Raw genomic sequence first — 25,645 nt, forward strand, 5'->3', positions numbered from 1 at the left:
ATAGAACGGTGGCTTGTCACACTATGATGTCCGCTCGACCCCCGCCTGTTCGTTCCTCGGTTCCGACACTCTGTCGGAACACTCGTCACTCACGGCAAGGCGGGGGTATGCGCTCGTATCTCTATCAGTACAATGTAGGCAAGATTATCGGTTGACGGTGCTCACACTCAGTTCAACGGTAGTCCACCGCCGATCGATTAGCAGAACAGATTCGGTCTGCTGTACCCAGCCTCTGTACTGAGTGATTTGGAGTGTAAAATATCAAATTCTGAGTGTTTCAACAGAGCCAATGAAACGGTGACATAGTACATTAGTAGTTCCATCCCTACTGACAGTGAACTGTACTGGAGGCCGAGGTCACCTATCCGGAGGGACAACGGTGATATAGTAATTGTCACGACCGGCGAAGGCGGCCGCGTGCTTGAGGAGACCCACTCAAAAACGGGCGATAGTCCTTGTTAGGCTACGCCAGGACATCGATTCTTCGATCACGGCCAGCCAAACGAGTGCGATTGGGTTCGATCCCGGTGATGTTCAGTTTTGACGGCCAGTCAACCCCCCTGCGTCGGACGGAAGGAACTTCTCGCTATCAGTGTGTTCGAATGATGCGACGACGGTGCCGTCAAGCTGCCGGATCCGTGTCTGAACGGGATGGTCACCAATTGTTTCGCTAACGCCACCAATCGCAGTAAGTGGATATGCGGCGGCGATGAGGAGACACCGCTCCTGTTCGGGGTCCAAGATTTCGATGACGAGAAAGACGGTTCCAGCTTTTGTGGCCCTATGGACATCGTACTGCGGAAAGTCTCCGTCTGCGACCCAGTCGCTAATCTGGTCGGCATCCTCATCGGGTACGAGATGGCGGAAGGCGTACTCCTTTTCATCAGGGTTAGTCACGACCGTCGTCTCACTCGACTGCGTATACAGAACAGTCCACCCTGCTGTCTCGCGACGTTCGGCAAGGTCGGCGGCATCTGTAAGTGTCCGCTTCCAGGCCTCTCGGGCTTGCGTATCAACGCCTGCTGATTCGTCACGTGTCATGTCCCTACGGGCGTGGGCACCTTCCAAAAGTCTGTTCCACATCGGGGCCGCGTCCGCTAGCAGCTACCAAACAAACAGCGCTTCAATTCCGATCGACGTCAACAGGATACAGATTCCAGCGGCAAACAGCTTTAGCGCCGGCGAATACCGCTCTTCCGGTGGGAGCATGTACCATCTGAGCGGCGGAACTGACTGTACGACGGCTTGAAAGCGAGTCACCTCACGGCTACCGATAGTTTGCGTTCGATCATGCCGAGTCAGCTCCATGCCCGATTCAGTGTGCTCAACATGCCACGGCCTTCCAGGAAGCAGACAGTACGTCGCGTACCCCAGAACAACGATCCCGAGTATGAAAGTAAACAACACCACGTCCGCCACTGTTCCAGTAATTGTCTGAATCACACCACCGACAACGAGTGCTATGGCTGTTACGACGAGTGCGTACACCGTTGCGTCAAGCACCCGCCGGGCGATTACCTCAGCCCAGCTCAACTCCGAGACCCATTCATCAGATCGATCTACTGAGCTCACGACTGGGGACTATCCGATCCGCTAGCGTCTGGGTCAGCGTACTCCTCTTTGTGGCGATGGCAGCGACTGGATCGGCCGCTGTCAGTCCGGCCAGTCGCCAGCAGCGAGGGGGCTTCACGATCGCAGACACTACCGAGTGCTGCTGTAATGATCTCTCTCGCGTGCTCCTCATTCCCGTCGTTGGCGGCCTCGATGGACTGTTGAATTGGCTCTTGTACATCAGAAGGGAACGACCGGCTGGCAAACAGTTCCCCAGCGGCTTCCTCGACATCCGGGAGCCGGGTCTCAAGTCCCAGTAGCTCACGGGCTCGTTCGGAGAGAGATGGATCTGTTCGTGAGCGCTCGCGGAGCACCTCGCGGAACACTTCGATCGCATCCCAGTCATGTTCGGATAGCTCTTCGAAGCCGTCGGGTCGAATCTTCGCTGGGCAGCGGGTCGAGAACACACACCCATTAGGCGGATCACGGGGACTCGGGGGTGTCCCGCGAAGGGTCGTCCGATCGCGTTCGACCGTCGGGTCTGGGGTTGGAACAGCCGATAGTAGTGACCGGGTATATGGGTTCTCGGGCTTTTGGAACAGCTGCTCTGTCGGTCCGAACTCCATTATTTTTCCGAGGTACATGACGGCGACGCGATCACAGATGTGGCGGACGACGGAAAGATCGTGGGCGATGAACAAGTACGTGAGATCAAGCTCCTCTTGGAGGTCCATCAAGAGGTTGAGAATCTGCGCTTGGACGCTCACGTCGAGCGCACTAACCGGCTCGTCGAGGACGACGAAATCAGGCTCGACGGCGAGTGCCCGAGCGATCCCGACGCGCTGCCGTTGGCCACCGGAGAACTGGTGCGGATACCGGTAGTAGTGCTCCTCACGGAGGCCGACGCGCTCGAGGAGATTTCTGACGCGTTGTCGGCGCTCGGCGGGCGTCTTCCAGTTGTGGACATTCAGGGGTTCTCGAATGATTTCGCCTACCGTCAGGCGGTCATTAAGACTCGATTCTGGGTCTTGGAATACGATTTGTGCGTCGCGTCTCCAGCGTTGGAGGGCATCACCCGACAGCGTAGTGATGTCGTCACCGTCGATGACGATGTTGCCATCGGTTGCTTCCTCAAGCCGGACGAGCGTCCGCCCGAGCGTCGTCTTTCCACAGCCAGACTCACCAACGAGACCGAGCGTCTCGCCCCGCCTCACATCGAAACTAACACCGTCCACGGCTCGGACCGGGTCGCCGCCGAACAACGAGCGTTCCTCATAATGTGTCTTTAGATCACGGACCGACAGCAGTACATCGTCATTAGCTGTGCTGTTGCTGTCTGAAATATTGCGCATCTCGGGGCTGGTCTCGCTACCTCCAGAACTCTCGCCGCTCATTGCTCGCCCCCATCATCAGCTGGCCGGTGATGAGCTACTGCCTCGTCGGTCGTCATTGACTCGGGATAGAGCAGACACGCCGCGTCATGATCCGGGTCGTCACCCACAGCGGTCGGGATTGGTGCGACCTCCGAACACTCCTCGAATGACTTTGGGCATCGTGGAGCGAACCGACAGCTGCTTGCGGGTTCATTCGGTGTTGGCACCTCGCCTTTAATCGTCTCGAGGCGGTCGCCACTAGTTTGAGTGCTGGGGATACTTCGCAGTAGTCCTCGCGTGTACGGATGCTTTGGCTCCGCAAATAGCGGTTCAACCGGCGCTGATTCGACTATCTCTCCGGCGTACATGACATTGACACGGTCTGCTACCTCGGCGATGACACCCATGTCGTGCGTGATAAACAAAATGCTGAGGTCGCGTTCTGCCTGGATGTCCATGAGGAGGTCAATAATCTGTGCTTGAATCGTGACGTCAAGCGCAGTGGTAGGCTCGTCACAAATCAAGACCTCCGGCGCACAGGCGAGCGCCATCGCGATCACAGCTCGCTGGCGCATGCCTCCGGAGAACTGGTGCGGGTACTCAGTGACCCGGCGGGCCGCATCCGGAATCCCGACCTCCTCGAGCAGTTCGATTGCGCGTTCTGTCGCCGCAGTACCACGAAGGTCTTGATGAAGCGACAGAGCCTCCTTAATTTGGTTTCCAACGGTGTATACCGGATTCAGCGTCGAAAGGGGGTCTTGGAACACCATCGCGATCCCGTCGCCGCGAATCGACTCGTACTCTGACTCAGTGTACTCCGTGATGTTATCTCCCTCAAATCGAATTGCGGATGCTGGATCGATCTCACCCGGCGATTCAATGAGTCCGAGTATTGACCGCGCAGTCACGGATTTTCCACTGCCAGACTCGCCGACGAGTCCGACGGTTTCACCGCGTCGAATATTGAATGAAATACCGTCGACTGCGTGGATCTGTTCGTGTTCAGTGTGGAAAACGGTACGTAGATTTTCCACCTCGAGCGCTAGGTCACGGCTCGATGTCGCATCAGCGTTCAATGGCACGTTGTCATCGCGTGCGTGTCGGCTCATCAGGCACCACCCCCAGCAGCGACGTTCTCGTTGCCACCGTCACCGATGTCACTCTCTGGGTCGATCGCATCTCGGACCCCATCGCCAAGCGCGTTGAATCCGGTTACGATGATCACGACGAGAATGCCCGGAATGAGCGAGATGTGCCATGACTGCGTGGCGACATACGGCTGTCCCGCGCTCACCGCTCGGCCCCACTCAGGTACCGGTGCTTCGATTCCGAGGCCAAGGAATGAGAGCCCCGCAATGCCGATAATAACGCCGCCGAGTGAGAGGGAGGCGTAAATGAGGAAGTAGCCAACGACGTACGGTAGCATGTGCTTTTGCATCGTCACTCGCGGGCGCTGCCCGTACGATTTCGCAGCGTCGATCCACTCACGCTCCGACACTTGGAGTGCCGGGCCACGGACGGCTCGCCATAGCGCCGGCCAGCCGGTGATACCGAACAGTATCGCGAGGACGAGCCCGCCGTTATACACCTCTGCGATCCATGTGTCGGAAAGGACGAACGACGCGAGAATGATAAACAACAGTTGGGGCATCGCTTGGATTGAGTCACCAGCAATCACAACTCCAAGGTCAACAAGTCCCTTGTAGTATGCCGTCAGCATCGCAAATACCATCGCAAACCCACCGGCAATGCCGAGGCTGGTGAGCCCAACAAGCAATGACACCCGAGCTCCCGACGCCATGAAGGTGAACAAGTCTTTGCCGTCTGGGAGTGTTCCGAACGGGTGGAACCGGTCGTACTGATCGTATTCAAGCGGTCCAACGTTGTTGTCGCCCTGTCCGCGCGACTGTGTATCACCGTTGGCTTCGCCGACGAAAATCGATTCGACTTGTCCCGTCTCATCGTTGTAATAATCAATGCGGTTCTCGTATGGATTCTCGATGTTCTGATCGACAGTTGTCGGACCCAGCACCGGCGCAAATAGCGCCATGACGACAAACGCGAACACGATTGTGAGACCAAATAGCCCCCACGAGTGTCGGCGGAATCGGTTCACAACGTCGTCACGCGGCGTCCAGTCAGGAATCCGGTAATGACGCCGGTACAGCGTGTACCCCCACCACCCGACGAGCAGCCAGGTGAATGAGTACGTGTAAATTACAGCCACCCGGAGGGCCCACGCTACCGCTGGTGAAAGGCCGAGCGTTGTGCCTTCCCAGCCACTCGGCGTTTGGTATCCGGTATTGTCGATGACAGAGCGAGAGGTGATTGTCGGCAGCTCGGCTCCCCGCTCGGCGACTGTGGCGAGGAGTGCCGCAACCGGTTCGACGACTCCTGGGACCAGCCCGCCGACCCACCCCCACGGGGGCACTGACAGCAACCCGCTGACGATCGCACCAAACTCGGCTGCGATGAGGACGGCAACAACGGCGGCCCACGTCGCTGCGGGACCTGGATTTCGCGTAATCCGTTCAGACAGCGGTAGGTCGCGATCGCCCTCAGGACGACTGGCCTCTTCTCGGAACTCACCAGTGCGAGTCGAGCCCGACCCGACGTCAGTGTCAGCTCCCATTATGCGCCTCCGTCGTATCCAACACGTGGGTCAATCACGGTGTACAGGAAGTCCTGGAGAATGTTGATCCCGACCGAGAGCAGAATGAACAAAAACATCAACGACCCGACAAGCGGGACATCACCATTAATCGTTGCTTGGAAAAAGAGGTAGCCGAGCCCGTTAATTGCGAACACAGTTTCGACGAGCACGGATCCACCGAGAAGGAGGAACGCCTCTCCAGTAATGACAGGAACAAGCGGGATGAGTGCGTTCCGGAACATGTGCTTCCAAACGACGAGTCTCCCGGGCACCCCCTTCGCTTTCGCCATCTCAACATAATTTGCGTTTTTTGTTTCAAGCACCGCCGTACGCCCGATTCGCATCTCATTTCCCATGGACGCAGAGCCGAGGACAAGGGCTGCTGGAAGGATCGCTTTCAACGCACCAAGAAACTGTGTCGGTTCCCACAGCCCCGAAAGGTCGGGCGGGGTAACGATCTGTGTTTCAACAAGCCAGTCCCCCCAACTGAATCCGAACAATGCGTCCGATTGCGTGAGGACACTGACGAATATCACGGCTAACCAGAAGTTTGGCATTGCTCGCCAGACTATCCCGCCAAAAGAGGCGATGTAGTCAGCGAGCGTATTCGGGTTGAGCCCAGCATAGAACCCGAGCGGGAGCCCGACAAATATCGGGATGAGGATAGACCAGAACCCAAGCCACAGGGTTCGAGGGCCATAAACCCCGACGAGTTCCCACACTGACTGGCCGCGGACAACGACCCACGACTCTCCCAACTGGAGCGTCAGGAGGTCGCGCATGAACTCCGCGTACTGAATCCAGAGCGGTTGATCGAGTCCAAGGCTATCCCTGATAGCGGCATACGCCTCCGTGTCGCCACTTGGCCCGATGATCGCGGCCGCGGGGTCAATTGGTCCCACCCGAAGGATGAGAAACGTTACAGTCGTGCCGAGAAAGACAATCGGCACCATCAAAAGCACGCGCTTGAGAAAATACTCCCATCGTCCCATTTGCTAGGACATCGTATAATCTTATCATGTAATAATACTTGTCCTTACACCAAAAACGGCTAATCACATCAGGATTTAAATTCCTACCATATTTGTCATAGTCATGCCGAATTCCGATTCGGACCGCACAAGAAGAAGGTTCTTACAGTCGACTGGCGCGCTCGCAGCAATGACGGCCGTTGCTGGGTGTTCAGGAGGAAGCGACGAAGAGGTCCCAGACGAGTTGGACGATGGTGGAAACGCGACTGATGGTGAAGACAACGATGAGAGCGCTGAGACAACCAGCGATGGCGAGAAAACGCTGCGCCTGTTGAACGCGTCGATCAACACGTTCGACCCGCCAGCAAATGTCCTTTCATCTGCCAATGAGGTCATCTTCCAAGTTTTCGACGGGCTTGTTGGGAAGCCGGAAGGAAAGTCAGGCGTTGTTAACCAGCTCGCGACTGAGTACGAAATTTCCGATGACGGGCTGACGTACACCTTCACACTCACTGAAGACGTAGTTGCTCACAACGGGAGTTCGGTCGGGGCTGCCGACGTTGTATACTCTTGGGAACGCGTCGCAGCGTCTCCAGATTCCTCGTCGGCGTTCCTGTTGCTCTCAGACCTTGGGATCGAACACGAGACAAACGAAGAGGGAGAGTACGTCCCCGGATCGATGGCCGTGGAGGCTGTTGACGACAGGACGGTCGAGGTGACGCTGTCATCACCATACTACGCGGCGCTCGATATCATGTCAGACGCGACGTTTGCCGTCCTTCCAGAGGGAATCGTCGGTGACATCGAGGGGTATGACGGTGAAATGGAGTACGACGAGTTCACTACGTCCCCGGTTGGAACCGGCCCCTTCGAGTTTGACACGTGGACGTCTGGCGAGGAGATGGCAGTGACTGCCTTCGACGAGTACCACGGCGAGGCGCCAATGGTCGACCGCGTCCACTGGCAGGTGATCGAAGACACCAACGCCCAGTACAACTACGCGATGAACCGGAACGTCGACGCGTTCTCGATCCCGACCGCCCAATATGATCCTGAGCTGGCGACGGTCAACGAGACGCAAGACAACGGTCTTCAAGTTGGTGAGTACGGGCCGGTACAGAACGGTGATATGGTCGATTACCTCCGGATTTCCGGGTTGAGCACGCAGTTCATGTTGTTCAACAACGACCAAGTGATCGAGCCAGCTCGGAAGGCCGTTGCGTGGGTGATGGATCACGAAGAAATCGCCAACAGCGCGTACAAGGGCCGAGTCGAGCCGGGGTATCACATGACGCCTGCGACCCTCTTCCCGGGCGGCCCGGAAGCGGCGGAGGAACACGCCCGCGAGAACTACCCGTACGGATACAACGAGTCGAACATCGAGGAGGCCCGCCTGATCATGGAGGAGGCCGGCTACAGCGACGACGACCCGTACGAGTTCGAGATTCTCAACGTCGAGGACACCACCTACGAGCAGATCTCCAATGACCTCCGGGACCGCCTCTCGGCTGCGCACATCGAGGTCTCCATCAGCACGGCTCCGTTCTCGACGCTGCTTGACCGTGAGTTTGCTGGCAACCGACCGGCCGGGCTCGGCGAGTGGGGGATGTCGTGGGCGGATCCGCTCAACGTCCTCGCGCTGCTGTATCCGCCGAACACCCGCTCGACGGACAACGAGGGGGTCAGCGGAAACCCGCTCGTCGCGCTCAACTGGGTCGACACCGAGGCCTCACAGACCGCTCGCGACTCGTGGAACACGATGCAAGAGAACTCGACCCGCGACGACGCCGCCAGGGAGCGCTGGGAGGAGGCGCTCATCCAGATGGAGGAGGCCAACTGGGAAGATTGCGCGATGATCAACTACGCGTACCCGGCCGCAGAACGGTTCTCGTACGACTGGGTGGACATGCCCGAGTTTGGCGAGCTAGGGGCTCTGAGCCGGTACACTGGCGTCGATATCGATACTGACGCACAGCCTTGACACCCTCCCCGCGCTAAAGCGCGAGCCGTTCTCCTCGATTCTCCATAAATACCACGCTGCTGGCAGCTCTTTTTTTACTCATCGGGCTCTGTTGAAACCCTGTCCTTCAGATATATTATCGTCTGAAACAGCTGGTCGCTGAAGGGTGCTTACCCGTTATTTGTCGAGTGACTGATCACATCTCTGAGAAGCACTCCACCGCTACTGATGGCGATTAATCCACCGGTAGCTTGGAGGACAGCTGGAAGGGCACCATTTGAGGGCCCGGAAAAAACGAGTATGAGAGATAGCCCGATTAGCATCAAATACAACGGAGTCTCATACATATCTGAACGTTCTCTCTTCATTGTTTAATATCTGTGAATTGACCTCGACCGAGCCGAAATATATCACTCGATAAGGATTTCAACAGAGTCACTCATCGCTATTGTCGACAGCGCAGACGATACTGGCGGGTTTCCGCCTAGTACGGAAACGCCATACACGCCACCGAGCCGCCTGCTTTCATAAATTCATCTGTTGATACATGGAGAGTCTCATACCCGTGTGACTCGAGCGCGTGGATAGTTTGGTGGTTTGACTCTTCGATGACAACGACGTCACCTGACAGCGAGTGGCAGTTACACGCGAAGTGATCCTGTGCTGCCTCTGGTGAGACTTCTATCAATGTTTCAAATAACGTGTCAAGTTTTTCCCGGCCTGCGTCAGTAAATGCGTCAGGACACACAACGGCCGTCTGTTCGTCGATAGCTGAAAAGCAAACATCGAGATGGTAGTATGAGTCGTCAGTGAGTTCAAGCGGAACGACGCCGACATCGTAGCGGTCTGCTATTTCCCGGTATGCCTCGAGGTCAGTTCGTGGCCCGTAACCACCCCAGAGGAGGCGACGCCCCGGATGCCAGCGGGCATCGCCGCACCCCTCGAACGGAACATCCGTACGAAGCTGCTCAGTTGGAATATCCCGGTTGGTACACCACTGCTTGAAGTAAGCAGGCTCATCATGTCGTTCTTCAGTTGCCATCTGCGCGAGCAGGAACCCGTCGCGATCTGGAAGCGAAAGGGCATGATTCGAGCAGAAGGTAATATCTGGGAGTTCCCCGGGCGGGGCAACTTCGACCTCGCTAAGATCGTCCCAAACCGCGTCGACATCCATGATCGAAACGTCGGCCAGATCCTCATATCTGGATACGAGATCGTGCCACTGTTGGTTCGCAGTGGAACTGTCCACGCCGGACACCATGTACGGATTAATCTCGTAGTCGACGGAGAAATGCGTCGGAGTAGTAAATAAGACTGATTCGTCTCTGGATCGTCGTGAGAATGAGTCAAGTGGCGGAAGCGCATTCGGGTCAACGTAGAGGTTGTCAGTCATCGTGAACAGACACACTACCTCATCACCTGCTAATAAGACTTGGGCAACAGTAGCTTTCGCATGAAATTCCAGCCGTTTGTTTGCTAATTTGGCTACGAAGTGAGTCAAATAGTCAGTTCTGGTGGTGATACCTGTCTATATAAATATACACAATTAGAGCGACCCGTATCAACTTGGGCCCCCTAGAACGTCAGTGGAGGACGTCAAAAATACTGAGTAGAGCAATACTGAGGGAGGCAGTCACTGCGCCACACAATGTAGGTTATGTTACCTAGATCATGTAAACGAAATATTGAGTCCAAGCCAATTCCCAGCTGAGGGTGGCGGTATAAATTTATATTTTTTCTGATAAAAGATCAACTACCGTAGTCGTGGGGGAGCTATCACAGGTCGGGTTTGGGCCTTGAGCATATCACATACAAATATGTGTTAGATGCCTTATTCCTCTATCTGAGAAATCTAGGGTAGATTTCTTTCATACATATCTGAGTATGAAACCTTACTCAGTAGTCTTACTTAGAGATCTTACTTAGAGGTCTAAGACAGATAAGAGTCATAGATGAATGTCTGACGTATATTTATGTGGTATGTCTCTAATAATGCTGTATGCTCTCGTACACGGTTTACAGCGAGGCTGGCGGCGTCGGGAAGACGTCGCTAACCGCGAATATCGCCTGTGCGCACGCCCGAGCGGGGCTTGATGTGCTGGTGATTCCGCTCGATCCACAGGACGGGAACCTGAGTCGGCTGTTCGACGTCGACGACGACCGGAGTGATTCAGCAGCAGACAGTCTCGTGCGACACCTTGTCGATAACCCGGGTGGCGACTTCGACGATCTGATTCGGACGGCAGAGGGTATTGATATTATTCCGGAACACAACACCCTTTCAGATCTCTCAGACCACTTAGCACGAGAGAAAAGTCGGGCCGAAGACTTCGGCGATGCGTACAACATCTACGCGCAACTCCGGCGTGTCCTCGTTGAGAACGATGTGCCGGACCGGTATGATGTTCTTATCTGTGATCCTCCAGCAACGGAGTCAGATCATCTCTATAATGCGATCTATGCGACGAGGAACCTCCTCATTCCGTTTGAGCCGTCCGCAAAGGGAGAAGCGTCCGTTGAGGGCTTAGAGGAGCTTGCGACGAACTTCGCGGATGAATTGAATATCGAAGTTGGGGTGCTTGGAGCCGTCCCAATCGAGTTCAAGGGGACGAGAGATCAAAACGAGATCGTCGAGGACGTGCCCTTCGAGGTTCCGGAGGTGATCGGCGACCGAACATCGATGATGGAGGGCTGTTGGCGACACCAGTGTAGTGCGTTTGAATTTGTGCGAACGCACCGGAGCCGACGCCGCGACTACGAGGTTGAGACGCTGGCAAAGTTCGATCGAATTGCTCGCTCGCTTGAGACGCAGGGCGGCATTGTGGCGCCCTCGCCGCCTGAGCCAGGCGCGTTGGACGATCCTGAGGAGGTGACCGTCTGATGGGGGGATTCAAAGAGGGCACTGTGAATGGGTGGGAGGACGAGGAAGAGGACGACGATGAGCCGGAGGTCGAACCCGCTTCCTCGTCCGACGTGGACTCGAAAAGCGACCAGGCAGAGACAACTGAGGTGGAGATAGAGACTGGAGCGAGCAGCAGCGCCAACAATAGCGGACGCGACACAGCAAGGAGTGACATTCCGTGGATATTACGCCGAAACAGCATCACAGACGGGCGAGAACAAACGGTCCAGCTCCACCTCCAAGAAGACACGCTGAACGTCCAGCGGACACAGAAGTCGATTATTGAGAGCCGACTCGGAGAAAGCGTGCGGAAAGCGGATCTCCGTGAGGCAGCGCTGCTGGTTGGACTTCAACACACGGATGATGTTGTCGACGTGCTCGAAGGGTGGGGATACGCGCTCGAATGATATCGCAGTATATGGTTTATTAGACAGTCAGCATTCACGGACAGCCGGCCGACGATAGCTACTCATCCGCTGAGAAAATGTCGCTGCCCACGTCAGAGAGTTCACCCGCCTCCTTGTGGGCATACATCTTCGATGTCGTTGATGGATCCTCGTGTCGGAGGACCCGTTGCGCGTCACTGAACCCCGCTGCATCGTAGTACGCCTCACCAACGCCACGGCGAGCGCCGTGGAGGGTGAGATACGCTTTCGAGTCGTCTGAACAGTCCACAGCGGCTGCCTGAGAGTGCTTTTTGAGCGTGTATCGGCCGCCTTCCGTAGTTAGAGCCGGCGGGGTGAGGTCCCGTTCACGAAAGGCATCAACGAGGTCTGCGGTGCCGAGACTCGTAACCGTGTCAATAGTCTCTGGATCGGCGTCACGCTCCTGAAGTTGACTTCGCGCAGCATCCCGCAGGGATGCGAGGTGGAACGAAGGGAACACGGGCCACGCATCGGTGGGCGGATCGAGGAGCGTCTGCCAGCGGTTGAGGGCACTAACGGGACGATCTGTCAGCGGTGCCTTCTCGATTTGCTGGCTTTTGCCGAGGACTGTCAATACCTCCTGGTCAGTATCGATATCCCCCCATGTGATTCCCGTCCGCCGGTCATCGCGACTAGAGGCGAGGACCTCGGCACCGCGGACGCCAGAGAATCCGATGACGTAGACGAGCGCCCGGTCACGGGCAGCTGTGAGTGCTTCTCGGCTCTGCGGATCCGCATCAATCGCCGCATACGCTCGCTCGTCGACGTACGAGACGATTGTCTCGCGCTGCTGGGTCGACCAGAACTGCTGTTTGCTAGAGTCGGTTGCGGGCCGGTCAGGCATTTCGTCTTTTGCGCGGTCGGTATCCGCGGGGTTCTCTGGGATGTACTCCCACTGCTGGCAGTAACGGAGGTATGCGGAGACGAGCGAGTAGTAGTTCCACGCAGTGGCTGCTGTGATCCCGTCCGTGTCATTGCTGGCTCGACGGGCATTCACCCGTCGGGCGAGGTGACCGGCATACCGGGCGAGGTGACGACTGTCGACCGCTTCTACGGTAGTCACGCCTTGGCCATTCATCCATTCGATCCAGTCCGGGACGACGCGTTCGAGCGCTTGAACGTAATTGCCGGATCGCTGCGTCGTTCCGTCCTCGGACTCGCCAAGCGTCTTCGCCTTGGCGTCGAGAAAATCGGTCAGGGGCTCGTCGAGTGGCGTTTCACTAGTCGTGTCCCCCAGTTGAGGGCCGTCAGTAGGCTGTACCATCGATTTAGCTTCACCGACAGCGGGCATCCTCAAAAATCTACTTGTGACTACTACACTAATCCAAAGTAGGTGCGGGTATTAGCTATAATAGCGTATGAGCTCTTCTGAAGCTGATTTTCATACGATCAAGCCTCACTACTTGTCTGATAAATCTTATTTCGATATATAGAATCTATAGGTCTGAAGGCCCTCGGTCCATGAACACGCGGTCAACGTCGACGAGATCCATTGCCGAGTCGAGGAGATCCTCGACGATCTCTAGGCGGGTGTCACCCTTCCGGATGGGACGTGCGTCAAGAACCAGTGGTACGGAATCACCGACGAGCTGGACGGTCGCCCACTGATAGGCGTACTCGGCGGTCTTCTCTTTCGTGCCGATAATCTCGTCTTTGTGGCCCGTCCGGTCACCGGTGAACGGGTCGGCTTCCGTCGTGTCGATAGCGATACAGCTGCGCTGGTACAGGCTTCGCATCTGGGCCGTCCGATTGACGAGTCGCTGGGCAGCCCCGCGATACATCTCACGGATGCGCTCGATAGACAGGGATCGTATCTGGTCTCGATGATTATGACCGAGAGGCGTCCGCTCGCGTGTCGTGTCGTAGCGGAAGCTGCGGGCGCCCTCATTGGCGGCGAGGTTCTCTTGAAGGCCGAGATACGTTTGTAGGTTCCAAAACGCGTTCTCGTGGATAGCACAACCACTCGCGCGGTCGAGCGAAAACACCGGATAGACGAGGTGGCTGACGTGAGTCGTGAGCTGTTGTTTGCGCTCGAACGCAGATGGGCCGGTCGTCTCGTCGTCATCGGTCTGGCGACGCGGAATTGTACGCGGCGGGGTCCGTGGAACCGAGACCCCAGCGTCGGACGCTTTGAAGAGGATCGTCCGCGCGGCAGTTTCGATACACTCGCGGAGGTCGGAGGTGAACCGATAGTGCCAACTCCGCCAGAGCGTCGACTGGTCGGGCACAGTCTCGAACCCGAGGCGACGGCGGAGAGAGGGTCGGTCTTACAGATACGAGCAGAGTGCCGTTTCGTAGTCCCACCCGTAGAGTTCCTTGAGGAGAAACCCACGGAATAGCACCTCCATCTCGTACGTCGTGCTCCCAGTGTAGCGGTCGTGAGCGTCGAATTCGACGTAGGCTAGCGGCCAGTGAGCGACGAACGCTTCGATAGAGTCGTGGGCGTCGTGGTCGAACCAGACGGTCGCGAGGACCCGGACATCTTCAGCAAGGCCGGCTGTTGAACTCCGGTCGTAGAGGGGCGTCGCATGATAGGCTGGCCAGTCGTAGTAGGACGTCTGGGCGATGCGACGGTACACAGCACGTCGAGAGGATTGTGTCGGTGTCATCGGACAGCGCTACTATAACTGACGACAAAAGCTACTTTGGTGAATCACCCACTCGACAGTGCTCAATACAGGGGACTCACAGCCCACGAGAATTCTTCAGCAATCGTAGCAGCATAGCTAAAGTCAGCATCATCACAACGGTGAACGTAATTGCGATAATAAGGGTTCCTGTACCGATCATGCCTGTTTTTAAGTGTACAACCTGAATAACACATCGGCTCAAAGATCCCTCTGGGACTGCGCGGGCCGATCAGTTCGCAGTTCCCATCGACCGGCTGTTTCAGGTGATAATGTATCTGAAGAAGAGGATTTTAACAAAGCCTATTCTTCCTCTCTGGATGTCCGGAACGATTCTTTGAGCGCGTTTCGAAGAATACTGTTATCTAACTCATTTTCTTCAATACCAGTACTGGTTGCTCGAAATCCGATTCCCTCATCATTCAGAAAGGCAACAATGAGCGGGTATAGTTCCTGTACATCCCTTTCTAGGTCCTGAATCTCGTCCAGCTCCTCTATCATATCATACGATACCTCACCGCTGTCAACTTTTTCTGGGTCTAGGCCAATCCACGTGGCTATTGCTCGGTCGTCCTCGTTAGTATAGTGGCGGATAACTTGGTAGAAATCGAATGGATCTTCCGGACGTATACCGCGCTGAACGATAGATTCTGTCTCCTCGTATCCTCGTTCGCGTATTTTCTTGTCGAGATCTGCGAATTTTGTGGTATCGTAGACCCTCTCCAAGAGCATATCTCGTTTCTGCCCAACCACCCGAAGCCTCGAATTTTCACGACCGTTTTCGTTATCCTTGCTCATTTTGTATTGCTATTCTAAAATTACAAGTGGTAGATACTAAATTGGTCCCCGTATCTGCTACGCTCGCAGAACAGCATACAACAATACCGGAGAGTCGTGCGGTCGGCACGCAGACATACTGAACGGGTGACTCACCCCGTACTGACGTCGAAGGAAAGGAACATATCGGTTCCACCTTCTGAAGCTGTGACCGTAACATTGAGATAGTTGGTCTCATCTTCAGTTGGGTCTATTAGCAGCGTGTCATAGAATACGTCTCACGCCCTCTACCTGAGGATTATACAGCCCTAAATTCACTCCTAAGACCGTGATTCCTCCATTCAACGGTTCTGTTCAATCTCTAGACTGCAAATTATACCCATCGAGAACTATTGTATGACAGGCTCTCTATTAGTGTAGTTCTTCGACGAGCGCAGCAACCGCCTCGTCGACGAGATCGCTGTCAAGGCGACCTTGCCAGAAGTCGATATCCTCGTGGTCGATCGATTGTACTCCCCACGGGACAATCTGACTCTCATCCGGGGTCCCACCACGAAGCCAACTCTCACCAGGAACGTCGATCAGGCCGTCCATCCAGGATTTCGACGTCAACGTGAGCGCAATATACTGCTCCCCGTGGAACGGACGGCCTTTATGATTCAGGAGAATGAGCCAGGGCCGAGCATCTTCCTCGCCTTTGAACGGATCATCCCCGTAGACGACGTCGCCACGCTCGAAAATTGGTCTCTCTCCGTCGGTCACTATTCGTCCTCGACGCTCGGATGCGGTTCCTCGGGTGCGTGTTCGCGCCAGGACTCCTTGTCCTCTGTACCGAGTCGCTGGTTGAACAGGGCGGTCGCCCGTTCGTACCCGCTGTATCCGTCGAGTCGCTCCGTGTCGTCGGTTATCGCCCAGTACGTCGCTTTGTGTTCAACGAGATCGCGGCCCTTCAGTCTCGAGAGCGCGGTGCTGACCGCGCCCTCATCGAGACCGATCTGAGAGGCGATCTCGCGAGCCTTGAACGCGCGATCATCGTTGGCGGCGAGAAATCCGAGGACCTGATCCGGGACGGAGAGTTCCTCAAGTTCGTCCTCGCTCGTCTTCTCGAAGGTATCCCGGTCGATGGACATTATTGAGCAGAAATACGGTGTCAACCGTAATGAGAGTTAGGTGTGAAAGTGGTGAAAACGCTGAAGGAGATACTTCGTCCGTAGACTCGTCGAAGCAGTTCGAGAATCGTAGACATTGAGACGGCCAGTCTTAACTACTGTATAGGTCGAGAAGTTTTGCAGTTTCGGAGGATAAGCTAGTTCCAGGTCGAATTAGCATCAATTCGTGGTGATTTGGAGCGTTCTGGGATCAATTCTGAATCATTACTCTCGAACTACCAGACGAGCGTATGAAATTGCGTGAATTTTGGCGCTGCTGAATAGGGTTGTCACTCTCGAACGGCAGACTCAGCGAGGTCTCAGCCGGTTAGTCGTGCGGAATCAACGCTGACATGACGGGTTTCGATTGCCCGACGCTCTCCTTGTCGACGGCCACGGCGGTTTCTTTCCCGATGTTCTCGGTCGGAGCGGATACGCAAAGAACGCACTCAAAAGTCCCGCAACTCACGACGACGTACAACGCGGGCGACCTCCACGACGACCACCCTGTTCGGTTCACCAATGAGGGGCTACGACTCGACCACAAGCCCGAGAACACTATTGAGTGGTATGTCAAGATTCCGCACCACGAGGACTATTACCTCTGGATGCCAGCCCAACCGAACCCCGAACAGCGGGACTGGTTGGAAGCGTTGAACGCTGGTGATGCGGAAATGGGCGGGGGTCGGCTGTTCGAGCGAGAGGGGACGTGGTTCCTCCACGCCACCGCTACTCGCGACGTTGAGGAAACTTCTGAGGTGTCCGCCGAAGAACGGACGCCCATCGGAGTGGACATCGGGGAAGCATCACTCGTCACGGTGTGTCACCGCGACAGTCACGGTTCTCCGACCGCACCTGAACTGTGGGCCGACGAAGGGAAGACGGTTCGTCAGCTCCCTAAGAGCTACTTCACCGCCAAGCGCCGACTCCAGACGCGCGGAAGCGAGCGTATCGTGGAGTCGTTCGGTGGCGACCTATGGAAACAGATCGACGACGTGTTCCACCGCGTCACCCGCGAAGTCGTGGAGTACGCCGAATCCGTCAAGAATCCCGTTCTCGTTCTGGAAGATCTGACGTACATCCGGGAGTCGATGGACTACGGTGAGTTCATGAACCGGCGTCTCCACGGATGGGGGTGCGACAAACATCGCAGACCGCTACCTCAGCGGAGGGAGCCATTCGAGAGAACGCAGGGATGACGATGACTCGGCTGAGGATGGGGGGCGTTTGACCGCCCCACAAGACACCCAAGCCGATGCTGAAACCCAGCAAGGGACGCGTAGAACGAATGCGTCTTGAAACCGCAGGGCCGCTCTCGGCCTGAAATCCCGTGGTGGGATTCCCGCGTCTTCAGGCGGGGGAGAAGGTCAATGGAGCGCGTCGCCTGTATCGAGCCAGCGAAAAGGATCCAGTGCTCGGTCAGTGCCCCATCGCGCCACCGAGGGGCTGGTAATGCGGGAACATCGGATGTGGGAGGTGAACACCGAGTGCCATCAATCCGTGCGCAAGCAGCACGTACCCCAGCACGACGAACACCACACCGAGTAGCCGATGAACGCGTCGCCGGTGGGCGACGTCGATCGATTGGATAATCGTCCCATAGAGGAAAACTGCCGGAATCGTCCCGATGCCAAGGGCACCGAGAGCGATTCCCCCTGTGGTCGGGGAGCCGCTCGCGAAGGCGAACAGATACGCGGGATACAGCATCGGGCAGGGGAGAAACGCGTGGACGGCTCCCAGCCCGACAATACTCGGGCTGTTCACGTGTCGGTGAACTCTCGCTGCGAGCCACGACGTAACGCGCTGGACGCCAGGGATGCGAATATCGCCTCCGCTTCCACCGATGACGTACCGAACGCCCGTCGCCACAATGAACCCTCCGACCGCAAGACCGACAACACCTCGCAGGAGATCGGCGATCGGTGTCAGCTGGTCAGCGGTAACGAATACGACGCTCCCGAGCGCGCCGAAGACGGCCCCGAGAATCGCGTACGTCGTCGCCCGGCCGACGTTGAACAGGAAATGCTGGCGAACCTCGTAGGTCGTGAGATGACCGGCACGCCCGTCGTTGGCTGTCACCGTCCCGCCATCGGGCTGCGGCGTCATCTGTTTCGAGTACATCGTCACAAGTGGACCGCACATCCCGATACAGTGTGCGCCGCCCAGCACGCCGATGAGGACGAAGAGGACGACGTCAATCCGGAGGAGCGACTCGATCATAGTCGTTCTCGGTTGCGTGCGGATTTGTATCGTCTGGTGTACCTCTCGAATAAGACTGTATGGATGATGTCGAGTGAAAAGAACGCATCAAGATGGCTTTGTTGAAATCCTATTCTTCAAACATTTTTTCGCATGAAATAGTCGATTGATGAGAGCCCCAAAGCGACCGTATCTCGGCTTGTGACAGGAACTATGCTCGCAGGAACGGTCCGTCAAACATGGTCTTCGTACCTGATGAGCTCCCGGATCAACTCTTAGTTGATTACGAAAACGCGACCGTGTATGGGGATTTGGAACAAGAGAAGGTGCTTCACCAAGGCAAGGTTCGTCTTCTCCCAAACGGGTGGGTTGCGTTGCCCACTGACCGACTCCTGTCTCCTGAAGCGGTACACCACATCGATCCATAGAGATCCGGTACTGAGCGATCAGGGTTGTGAAACTATCAACTGTTGAGGATTTCAACAGAGCCACACGACTAACCCGCTGAGATCTCGCTGGGTCCGCCGCTCAAGCGTGACAACCGTATCCAGCAGCGCCAAAATCCACACAATTTCGTACGCTCGTCTGGCAGTTCGAGAGCAATGATTCAAAATTGATCTTGGAACGCTGAGAATCACCACGAATTGATGCTAATTCGACCTGAAACTGGCCTATCCTCCGAAACTGTGAGAAACGTGTTGGCAAGACAAATCGGGGACTGTTTCGGCCACAGAAGTACGTTGGAACAATTAATTTCGAGCCCGGTTAGGTCGGGATATGAGCTGGACCCGTCGTAGAGTGCTCGCGTCCATGTCTGGTGTATGTGGGGCCTCCGGATGCCTTGCCTCCCCTGACCGATCACTGCCGACAGCACCGACCAGTGGATGGAACCAGTCACGATGTGATGCCCAGAAAACGGCTACATCCGATGTCACAGTCCCTGAACGCGGAAATCTAGCGTGGGGCGGTGGCAGTGGCCAGATGCTGTCGGTAGTGGCTGATCAGACCGTGTATACTGTTGACGATGACGATGGCCTTACCGCACTCAATGCCCAAACCGGCAAGCACAGGTGGCAAACAGCCCTCAATCACGACCTTGACGATACGGAACCGGTTGGTGTCTCAGGAGGCATCATCAATGATCAGTTGTTAGTTGCGACCCGGGGGAGGCTCTATTCGTTCAGTACTGCCGACGGCAGTGAGCGGTGGCAACGAAAGCTTCCGGGGCATGTATCTTCGATATCGACGACAGTCGTCCCAGATCGACAGATCGGGCTGATTGATTTTACGCACGGTCAGAAGTACTACATTATCGCCGTTACGGCCGAGTCAGGCGAGATCAAATGGCGAGATTCTGTACTGCGAGGCGGCGGACGTGGACTAGCAGTATTTGACGATCACGTATATGTTACTGGAACATCTAAGACAGGTGAAGAAGTTCTACGCTGTCTTGAAATAGACACCGGGGAGTTGATCTGGCAGCAAGGAATCGCAGATACTGACCGCTATTCGACGCATGTCTGTGTGACGAGTGGTGTCCTAATCGGTGAGGGAGCCGATATTAGTGTCTATGATCATAGCGACGGAAAGCAGAGAGCATCTGTAGAGCTTCCGCACGGACGGGTTCGCAGTATCGCCGTTGACGATGGTACCGCTTTCGTGCTTTCCAAATCCGGTCTCGCAGCGGTTTCGGTGCCAGACGGCGGCAGGCAGTGGTCTCTGTCGAGAAATCCGACCCGACATTTTGTCCGCGGCCCACTCGCAGTTGGGCGCGAAAGCGTCGTCGCACCAGTGTTCATGGAATCGCTTGGTTGTCCAGCAGTCGTTGCGTTTGAGCGGATCGATGGAACACGGCGTTGGCACTATACTCTCGGTGACGACTTTGCGTGTGGAACGATCTGGTCTCAACCAGTCCTCGCCGACGGGGCAGTGTTTATCGATACCAGCCCGCATACTGTGACTGCTCTTGGAGATCTTTCCCAGCAGGATTGACTCTCTGTGGCTCTGTTGAAATCCCATTTTTCAGGGCGAGAATCCCACCGTTTACGGCGAGGAGGATGTCACAGCGGATATCGCAGGCCTGTGATGCGTGGTTTCGGCTAACTCATACTGGCTGCCGGGGTATCAGCTCTCACAGGCCTTACATTCGAGGATATCTCGGCTGAACTTCTGTGCGGCGTTGACGCTGTGTTGGTAGTAGAGACTCTTCACCCCTTTTTTCCAAGCCTCGATGTAGAGCTGGTTGATCTCCTTGACGCTCACTTCGCTCGGATCGATTGAGACGTTCAAGCTCTGTGCCTGGTCGATGTGTTTCTGCCGCTGCGCTGCCTGGTTAATGATCGCCATCTGTGGAATCTCGGCGAAGGTCTTGAACACCGCCTTCTCCTCGTCGGTTAGGCAGTCGAGGTGTTGGACGCTCCCGTCGTTCTGTGCGATGCTGTCCCAGACTTCACGCTCATCTCTGCCTCGCTGTTTCAGTATCCCCTCAAGGAATCGGTTCTTCTGCGTCGATTTGAGCTTCGCACCGTCACGGACGAAGTAGTTCGATTTTAGTGGTTCAATGCTCGGACTGACCTGCCCCAGGATGACGCTGCTGGATTTCGTCGGGGCCACGCTCATCGTCGTTGCGTTCCGGCGGCCGTAGCCGTCGAGCACCTCCGGCTCACCGAACTCGTCGGCGAGCCGACGACTCTCCTCGTAACTTCGCTCCTTGATGGTGCGGAAAATTGCCTCATTTTTTTCCATCGCCTCCATGCTGTCGAACGGAATCATCTCGCTCTGGAGGTAGCTGTGCCAGCCGAGGACGCCGATGCCGATCGCCCTGTGCCGTTTCGCAAACCGCACTGGCCGTTCCATGAACTGCGTCCCCTCCGCCTCTTGGATGAACTCCTCCATGACGGCGTCGAGGAACCGCGTCAGCGTCTCTACTGCGTCGGTGTCTTTCCACTCGTCGTAATGGAGCGCGTTCATTGACGAGAGACAACAGACGAAACTCTCGTCCGGCGTGGCGGGCAGCGCGATCTCGGTACAGAGGTTAGAAGCGTTGATCTCGTAGCCCTTGTCCTTGTATACCTGTGGCTTCCCGTCGTTCATGTTGTCCCGGAAGATGATGTACGGGACTCCGATGTTGATCCGCGTCTCGATAATCTCTGCCCATGTCTCTCGCTTCTCCTCGTCGCCGTCGACCATCGCCTGGAACCAGTCGTCACCAATGATGACGCCGTAGTAGATGTCCTGTACAGGGTCGCCCTCGGTCTTGATGTTGAGCCACTCGTCCAAGTCGTCGTGTTCGATGTCGATGTACCCCGCGAACTGTCCGCGCCGCGTCTCTCCCTGGCTGACAACGTTGATGATCGTGTCGAACAGCTCGGTAAAGCTATAGCTCCCGTTGCTCTTGCCGTTGTTCGTGATCGGGCTGCCTCGGGGCCGGATCTCGCCGAAGTACCCGCTGGTCCCGCCGCCCAGCTTGGTCATCTCGCCCACTTCGGCCTGTGTGTAGAGGATGCTCTCCATGCTGTCCGCCATGTAGCTACCGAAGCAACTGATGGGCAGGCCTCGGTCCAGACCGAAGTTCGACCACACTGGACTCGCGAGGCTGTAGAAACCCCGACTCATGTAGTCATAGAACTTGTCCGCAAAACCGTCATCATCCAAGATTTCTTCAGCCCGCTCTCCGATCTCTCTGACCCTTTCCTCGGCTGTGACGCCCTCAAGCAGGTACCCCTCGTTGAGGAATGCCCTGCTATCCTCGTTCAGCCAATAGAACGGTTCCTCGTGCTGCTGTTGTACCTCGTCGAGTGCTGGTTCTGTTTGTGCCATCGTTAGAACATGTCCTCTGCGGTAACGCTCTGCGAGTGCTTGTTGTACGTGGTCGACCGCTTGCTGAAGAAGTCGTTATCTTTCGTCATCATGATGTCCTCATCGAACCACCGCGTCTCCTCGAGCAGGTCATCGTCCGGGTCGAATATCGGCTCGACACCGACGTTCTCGAGGCTCTGATTGAATCGATCCCGGAGGAATGCGTCGACGTGCGCCCGGGGAAGGAACTCCAGTTCACCCTCACCGAAGATCCAGTCTAGTATCTTCATCTCGGCCTCGAACGCCTGCTGACAGGCGGCTTGGACCTCTTCTTCGAAGTCTTCGTCGAAGAGGTCCGGATTCTCCTCGCGAATCGTCTCCACGAGTTCGACACCGAATAGCCCGTGAATCTGCTCTTCCTTGCTGGTCGCCTCGACGGCGTTTGCGATCCCCTTGAACTTCTTTTCGTGTTTGTCGAAGCTCGTCATGATGAGGAACTGCGAGAACAGCGAGACGTGTTCAACGAATGTGGAGAACAGGAGGAGACTCATCACGTACTCCTGTGTGTCGTCGCTCTCGCTCTTCTCAAGATACTCGTCGAGGTAGTCAATCCGCTCTTCGATTGCGGGGACGTCGGTCACCTCCTCGAAGTCTTCCGCAATCCCCAGGATGTCGAGGAGGTGACTGTACGCGTCCATGTGTCTGACTTCACTCTCCGCGAAGGTCATACCGACGTTCCCGACCTCTGCTTTGGGCATCTCGTCGTAGATGTCTGCCCAGAATGTCTTGACCTGGACCTCAATCTGCGCGATGGCCAGCATCGTCCGCTTGATAACGGCCTTCTCGGCAGGAGTCGTGTTGACTTTGAAGTCTTGGACGTCTCCTGAGAAATTGAACTCCGTGTGAACCCAGTAGCTGTTCCGTATCGCGTCTTTGTACTCAAGAACGTCGGGGTATTCGTACGGTTTGAGCTGCGTTCGTTCGGAGAAGATGTCAGTCTCTGACTCTCCGCCTGTGGTTTTGCTTTCAGTCATTGGTACGTACTCTGGAGGAATCGTTCTCTGTTGGGTGGTTTCTGTTGCCGTCGTTCTCTGTGCGTCTGGACCTGGGCCATGCTCGTCCGGTCAGGGATTGACCGAGCATTCGTTTGATCTGCGTATGGTTGTATCATAGTGAACCGTCCGAGGCGTCGAAGTCATCAAGTTCTGCATCCAGGACCGCATCAAGTTCTCTCAAGAATTCCTGCGGCTCAGAGAATGCTTTGTAAACGGAGACAAACCGAATGTAAGCTATCTTATCGAGCGTGCGGAGGTTCTCGGAGACGAGTTCGCCGATGAGACTCGAAGAGACGATCCGTGCCTCTTGATCTTGTAGTTCGCTCTCGATATCGTCAACGAGAGTAGTCACTGTTGTCTCGGTCACATCTCGCTTCTCAACGGCTCGCTCGATCCCTGCGCGGAGTTTCTGTCGGTCAAACGGTTCGATGGTTCCGCCGCGTTTTTTCACTTGGAGGGATTCCCACTCCGGACGTTCGTAGGTCGTAAAGCGGAACGAACAGCGTTGACACTCGCGGCGTCGTCGGACGGAGGTTCCGTCGGTACTGGCCCCTGTATCGATGACGCGTGTTCGCTCGTTCCCGCAGTCCGGGCAGTTCATAGTTGTCACTGCTTAATCCTCCATGGTCTTAACCCCATATGTGGTGCCTCTCGATTTTGACCGCAACATCTGGTGGTGAGGGCTGTCACATAAACCTTACCCAATAGAATTGGAATAGTACAATTCAGTTTGATTGCCGGGCGTGGGTGATTGGGCTCAGATGTATTGAGCACACCAGGTTCAACTGCGCTACAGCGATTTTTTCGAAGACAGTTGTACCCCGCTGTGGGCTAGCAACGGTCGTGCTCAAACATTTGGAGGGTAGTTATGGCCACAATTCTTGACTGTGGGTGCCAATACGCTAACGATGACTGACGAAATAGAAATCCCGACCGAGCCACGGGCCGCGGTCGACGCACTGGCGACACACCTAACTGCGACCGCAGACCGCCCAGTGCCGCCAGCAACGAACCGATGGCTCGGGGAAGCTGAAGCCGTCGCCCGCGACGCTGCCAGTGACGGTCTTGACACGCAAACCAGGCAAAAGCGGGTTCGTCAGGTTGCCACACTGCTTGAGTCGGCTGACGAAACAGATGATGTGGTTGCCGATCGCCATATTGAGGCGGCTATTCAGTGCTGCCAAGTCGTTCTCGCTAACGAGTGACCGTGGTTGAGACTGTACAGGATATCTCTCTCACCACATGTTAAATTCTGCCAGATAGAGAAACCAAATTAAATCTCGCAAGGTTGTTCTCTTTCGTTAAAGAAACCATTTTAAGTTACAAAAGAGTGTCCAAGCGCACCACGCTTATGTTCGTGGTGTCTAAAGATTACTTTGATGAGTTCAAAACAAGACGATCTCAAAGAGACAAATACCGAAGCCCGCTTCGAATTCAAGAAAGAGGAGAAGTCCGCTTTCAAAAGCGAAAAGGGCCTTACCGAGGAGACAGTGCGCGTCATCTCGGAGGACAAAGACGAGCCGGAGTGGATGCTGGAGCGCCGCCTGCGGGCCCTCGAACAGTTCCAAGAGATGCCGATGCCGACCGACTGGCCCGGCCAGCCGGACCTGAGCGAGGTCGATGTCGACGAGATCGTCCCCTACATTCGGCCGGACGTCGACGTGCGGGCGGGCGTCGACGACTGGACCGAGCTCCCTGATGACATCAAAGATACCTTCGACAAGTTGGGCATCCCGGAGGCGGAGAAGAACGCGCTCTCGGGCGTCGGCGCGCAGTACGAGTCGGAGGTCGTCTACCAGAACATGCAGGAGCGGTGGGAAGAGAAGGGCGTCATCTTCTGTAACATGGACGAGGCTGTCCAAGAACACGAAGAACTCGTCCGCGAGCACTTCATGACGAAGTGCGTCCCCCCGAGCGACAACAAGTTCGCGGCGCTTCACGGCGCCATCTGGTCGGGCGGCTCGTTCGTCTACATCCCCGAAAACACCACGGTAGACATGCCGGTCCAGGCGTACTTCCGGATGAACTCCGAGGGGATGGGCCAGTTCGAGCACACGCTCATCATCGCCGAGGAGGGTGCCGAGGTCCACTACATCGAGGGCTGTTCGGCTCCGAAGTACTCGAAGTTCAATCTCCACTGTGGCGGTGTCGAAGTCTTCGTCGACGAGGACGCCCACGTCCAGTACTCGACCGTCCAGAACTGGTC

At 56.1% G+C, this 25,645-nt stretch carries 21 protein-coding genes and 2 pseudogenes; 6 read left to right on the plus strand and 17 right to left on the minus strand.

Features of this window, described 5'->3' with window-relative positions:
* Positions 1-534: 534 nt before the first annotated feature.
* The 6 genes from B9H04_RS12295 to B9H04_RS12320 all read right to left on the minus strand — a co-directional run bounded on the left by B9H04_RS12295 (position 535) and on the right by B9H04_RS12320 (position 6,569).
* Positions 535-1,041, minus strand: a complete 507-nt coding sequence (locus B9H04_RS12295; protein ID WP_049933232.1) for a DUF7529 family protein — start codon at positions 1,039-1,041, stop codon at positions 535-537.
* Between the two features lie 63 nt (positions 1,042-1,104).
* The gene (locus B9H04_RS12300; RefSeq protein WP_198943799.1) at positions 1,105-1,572 is read right to left on the minus strand and encodes a DUF7555 family protein; all 468 of its coding nucleotides are present in this window, start codon (positions 1,570-1,572) and stop codon (positions 1,105-1,107) included.
* Entirely contained in the window at positions 1,569-2,903 is a 1,335-nt protein-coding gene (locus tag B9H04_RS12305) for an ABC transporter ATP-binding protein (RefSeq protein WP_080508695.1), read from the minus strand. The genes B9H04_RS12300 and B9H04_RS12305 overlap by 4 nt, the downstream gene beginning before the upstream one ends.
* Positions 2,904-2,941: 38 nt before the next feature.
* A complete protein-coding gene (locus tag B9H04_RS12310) occupies positions 2,942-4,033 on the minus strand; it encodes an ABC transporter ATP-binding protein (protein ID WP_080508691.1) in 1,092 nt (363 codons plus the stop codon).
* Positions 4,033-5,556, minus strand: coding sequence for an ABC transporter permease (locus B9H04_RS12315; RefSeq protein WP_080508692.1), 1,524 nt, complete (start codon positions 5,554-5,556; stop codon positions 4,033-4,035). The genes B9H04_RS12310 and B9H04_RS12315 overlap by 1 nt, the downstream gene beginning before the upstream one ends.
* Entirely contained in the window at positions 5,556-6,569 is a 1,014-nt protein-coding gene (locus B9H04_RS12320) for an ABC transporter permease (protein ID WP_049933236.1), read from the minus strand. Before B9H04_RS12320 ends, B9H04_RS12315 begins: the two co-directional genes overlap by 1 nt.
* A gap of 169 nt (positions 6,570-6,738) precedes the next feature.
* Between B9H04_RS12320 and B9H04_RS12325 the strand changes: the two genes are divergently transcribed.
* Entirely contained in the window at positions 6,739-8,529 is a 1,791-nt protein-coding gene (locus tag B9H04_RS12325) for an ABC transporter substrate-binding protein (RefSeq protein ID WP_049933237.1), read from the plus strand.
* 463 nt (positions 8,530-8,992) lie between these two features.
* Here the strand turns inward: B9H04_RS12325 and B9H04_RS12330 are convergent, their stop codons facing one another.
* Positions 8,993-9,901, minus strand: a complete 909-nt coding sequence (locus B9H04_RS12330) for a dimethylarginine dimethylaminohydrolase family protein (protein ID WP_080508694.1) — start codon at positions 9,899-9,901, stop codon at positions 8,993-8,995.
* A gap of 606 nt (positions 9,902-10,507) precedes the next feature.
* Between B9H04_RS12330 and B9H04_RS12335 the strand changes: the two genes are divergently transcribed.
* Both B9H04_RS12335 and B9H04_RS12340 read left to right on the plus strand, forming a co-directional pair.
* Complete coding sequence (locus tag B9H04_RS12335; RefSeq protein ID WP_049933239.1) at positions 10,508-11,389, plus strand: ParA family protein; 882 nt, start codon at positions 10,508-10,510, stop codon at positions 11,387-11,389.
* Positions 11,389-11,817 (plus strand): hypothetical protein, encoded by a 429-nt coding sequence (locus tag B9H04_RS12340; RefSeq protein ID WP_049933241.1) that lies wholly within the window; start codon positions 11,389-11,391, stop codon positions 11,815-11,817. Before B9H04_RS12335 ends, B9H04_RS12340 begins: the two co-directional genes overlap by 1 nt.
* A gap of 58 nt (positions 11,818-11,875) precedes the next feature.
* On the opposite strand, the gene B9H04_RS12345 is transcribed toward B9H04_RS12340, so the two are convergent.
* The 5 genes and pseudogenes from B9H04_RS12345 to B9H04_RS12365 all read right to left on the minus strand — a co-directional run bounded on the left by B9H04_RS12345 (position 11,876) and on the right by B9H04_RS12365 (position 16,369).
* Positions 11,876-13,099: a tyrosine-type recombinase/integrase gene (locus B9H04_RS12345; RefSeq protein ID WP_049933242.1), complete on the minus strand. Its 1,224-nt coding sequence runs from the start codon at positions 13,097-13,099 to the stop codon at positions 11,876-11,878.
* 190 nt (positions 13,100-13,289) lie between these two features.
* A pseudogene (locus tag B9H04_RS12350) lies at positions 13,290-14,444 on the minus strand (transposase); the annotation flags it as partial.
* Positions 14,445-14,765: 321 nt separating this feature from the next.
* The gene (locus B9H04_RS18145; protein WP_094519412.1) at positions 14,766-15,260 is read right to left on the minus strand and encodes a hypothetical protein; all 495 of its coding nucleotides are present in this window, start codon (positions 15,258-15,260) and stop codon (positions 14,766-14,768) included.
* A gap of 390 nt (positions 15,261-15,650) precedes the next feature.
* Positions 15,651-16,001 (minus strand): type II toxin-antitoxin system PemK/MazF family toxin, encoded by a 351-nt coding sequence (locus B9H04_RS12360; RefSeq protein ID WP_049933410.1) that lies wholly within the window; start codon positions 15,999-16,001, stop codon positions 15,651-15,653.
* Complete coding sequence (locus tag B9H04_RS12365; protein WP_049933409.1) at positions 16,001-16,369, minus strand: MarR family transcriptional regulator; 369 nt, start codon at positions 16,367-16,369, stop codon at positions 16,001-16,003. Before B9H04_RS12365 ends, B9H04_RS12360 begins: the two co-directional genes overlap by 1 nt.
* A gap of 445 nt (positions 16,370-16,814) precedes the next feature.
* Between B9H04_RS12365 and B9H04_RS12370 the strand changes: the two are divergent.
* Positions 16,815-17,686 (plus strand): annotated as a pseudogene (locus B9H04_RS12370) (IS200/IS605 family accessory protein TnpB-related protein); the annotation flags it as partial.
* A gap of 120 nt (positions 17,687-17,806) precedes the next feature.
* Here the strand turns inward: B9H04_RS12370 and B9H04_RS12375 are convergent.
* A complete protein-coding gene (locus tag B9H04_RS12375; RefSeq protein ID WP_049933407.1) occupies positions 17,807-18,607 on the minus strand; it encodes a sulfite exporter TauE/SafE family protein in 801 nt (266 codons plus the stop codon).
* A 960-nt stretch (positions 18,608-19,567) separates the two neighbouring features.
* Here B9H04_RS12375 and B9H04_RS12385 point away from each other — a divergent pair.
* Positions 19,568-20,578 (plus strand): outer membrane protein assembly factor BamB family protein, encoded by a 1,011-nt coding sequence (locus B9H04_RS12385; protein WP_162141843.1) that lies wholly within the window; start codon positions 19,568-19,570, stop codon positions 20,576-20,578.
* A 132-nt stretch (positions 20,579-20,710) separates the two neighbouring features.
* Here the strand turns inward: B9H04_RS12385 and B9H04_RS12390 are convergent, their stop codons facing one another.
* From B9H04_RS12390 to B9H04_RS18755, 4 genes are all read right to left on the minus strand, one after another.
* A complete protein-coding gene (locus B9H04_RS12390) occupies positions 20,711-22,405 on the minus strand; it encodes a ribonucleoside-diphosphate reductase subunit alpha (RefSeq protein WP_049933406.1) in 1,695 nt (564 codons plus the stop codon).
* A 2-nt stretch (positions 22,406-22,407) separates the two neighbouring features.
* Positions 22,408-23,418, minus strand: a complete 1,011-nt coding sequence (locus B9H04_RS12395) for a ribonucleotide-diphosphate reductase subunit beta (protein ID WP_049933404.1) — start codon at positions 23,416-23,418, stop codon at positions 22,408-22,410.
* A 133-nt stretch (positions 23,419-23,551) separates the two neighbouring features.
* Positions 23,552-24,040, minus strand: a complete 489-nt coding sequence (gene nrdR, locus B9H04_RS12400) for a transcriptional regulator NrdR (RefSeq protein ID WP_049933402.1) — start codon at positions 24,038-24,040, stop codon at positions 23,552-23,554.
* Between the two features lie 370 nt (positions 24,041-24,410).
* A complete protein-coding gene (locus B9H04_RS18755; protein WP_155120077.1) occupies positions 24,411-24,596 on the minus strand; it encodes a hypothetical protein in 186 nt (61 codons plus the stop codon).
* Between the two features lie 222 nt (positions 24,597-24,818).
* Between B9H04_RS18755 and sufB the strand changes: the two genes are divergently transcribed.
* Positions 24,819-25,645: Fe-S cluster assembly protein SufB (gene sufB / locus B9H04_RS12410; RefSeq protein ID WP_085682748.1), on the plus strand; the 827-nt coding region annotated here is incomplete at its 3' end.

Source organism: Halorubrum ezzemoulense DSM 17463 (genome assembly GCF_002114285.1).
Taxonomy (GTDB): domain Archaea; phylum Halobacteriota; class Halobacteria; order Halobacteriales; family Haloferacaceae; genus Halorubrum; species Halorubrum ezzemoulense.

Excerpts from the sequence above, each read along its gene's own strand:
- B9H04_RS12295 (WP_049933232.1), bottom strand. The coding sequence starts at position 1,041 with ATGACACGTGACGAATCAGCAGGCGTTGATACGCAAGCCCGAGAGGCC.
- B9H04_RS12305 (WP_080508695.1), bottom strand. The coding sequence starts at position 2,903 with ATGCGCAATATTTCAGACAGCAACAGCACAGCTAATGACGATGTACTG.
- B9H04_RS12310 (WP_080508691.1), bottom strand. The coding sequence starts at position 4,033 with ATGAGCCGACACGCACGCGATGACAACGTGCCATTGAACGCTGATGCG.
- B9H04_RS12315 (WP_080508692.1), bottom strand. The coding sequence starts at position 5,556 with ATGGGAGCTGACACTGACGTCGGGTCGGGCTCGACTCGCACTGGTGAG.
- B9H04_RS12320 (WP_049933236.1), bottom strand. The coding sequence starts at position 6,569 with ATGGGACGATGGGAGTATTTTCTCAAGCGCGTGCTTTTGATGGTGCCG.
- B9H04_RS12325 (WP_049933237.1), top strand. The coding sequence starts at position 6,739 with ATGACGGCCGTTGCTGGGTGTTCAGGAGGAAGCGACGAAGAGGTCCCA.
- B9H04_RS12330 (WP_080508694.1), bottom strand. The coding sequence starts at position 9,901 with ATGACTGACAACCTCTACGTTGACCCGAATGCGCTTCCGCCACTTGAC.
- B9H04_RS12335 (WP_049933239.1), top strand. The coding sequence starts at position 10,508 with ATGCTCTCGTACACGGTTTACAGCGAGGCTGGCGGCGTCGGGAAGACG.
- B9H04_RS12340 (WP_049933241.1), top strand. The coding sequence starts at position 11,389 with ATGGGGGGATTCAAAGAGGGCACTGTGAATGGGTGGGAGGACGAGGAA.
- B9H04_RS12345 (WP_049933242.1), bottom strand. The coding sequence starts at position 13,099 with ATGGTACAGCCTACTGACGGCCCTCAACTGGGGGACACGACTAGTGAA.
- B9H04_RS18145 (WP_094519412.1), bottom strand. The coding sequence starts at position 15,260 with ATGAGCAAGGATAACGAAAACGGTCGTGAAAATTCGAGGCTTCGGGTG.
- B9H04_RS12365 (WP_049933409.1), bottom strand. The coding sequence starts at position 16,369 with ATGTCCATCGACCGGGATACCTTCGAGAAGACGAGCGAGGACGAACTT.
- B9H04_RS12375 (WP_049933407.1), bottom strand. The coding sequence starts at position 18,607 with ATGATCGAGTCGCTCCTCCGGATTGACGTCGTCCTCTTCGTCCTCATC.
- B9H04_RS12385 (WP_162141843.1), top strand. The coding sequence starts at position 19,568 with ATGCTGTCGGTAGTGGCTGATCAGACCGTGTATACTGTTGACGATGAC.
- B9H04_RS12390 (WP_049933406.1), bottom strand. The coding sequence starts at position 22,405 with ATGGCACAAACAGAACCAGCACTCGACGAGGTACAACAGCAGCACGAG.
- B9H04_RS12395 (WP_049933404.1), bottom strand. The coding sequence starts at position 23,418 with ATGACTGAAAGCAAAACCACAGGCGGAGAGTCAGAGACTGACATCTTC.
- nrdR (WP_049933402.1), bottom strand. The coding sequence starts at position 24,040 with ATGAACTGCCCGGACTGCGGGAACGAGCGAACACGCGTCATCGATACA.
- B9H04_RS18755 (WP_155120077.1), bottom strand. The coding sequence starts at position 24,596 with ATGGCGATCGGCAACCACATCATCTGTTTCGTCAGCCGACTCAAGCAG.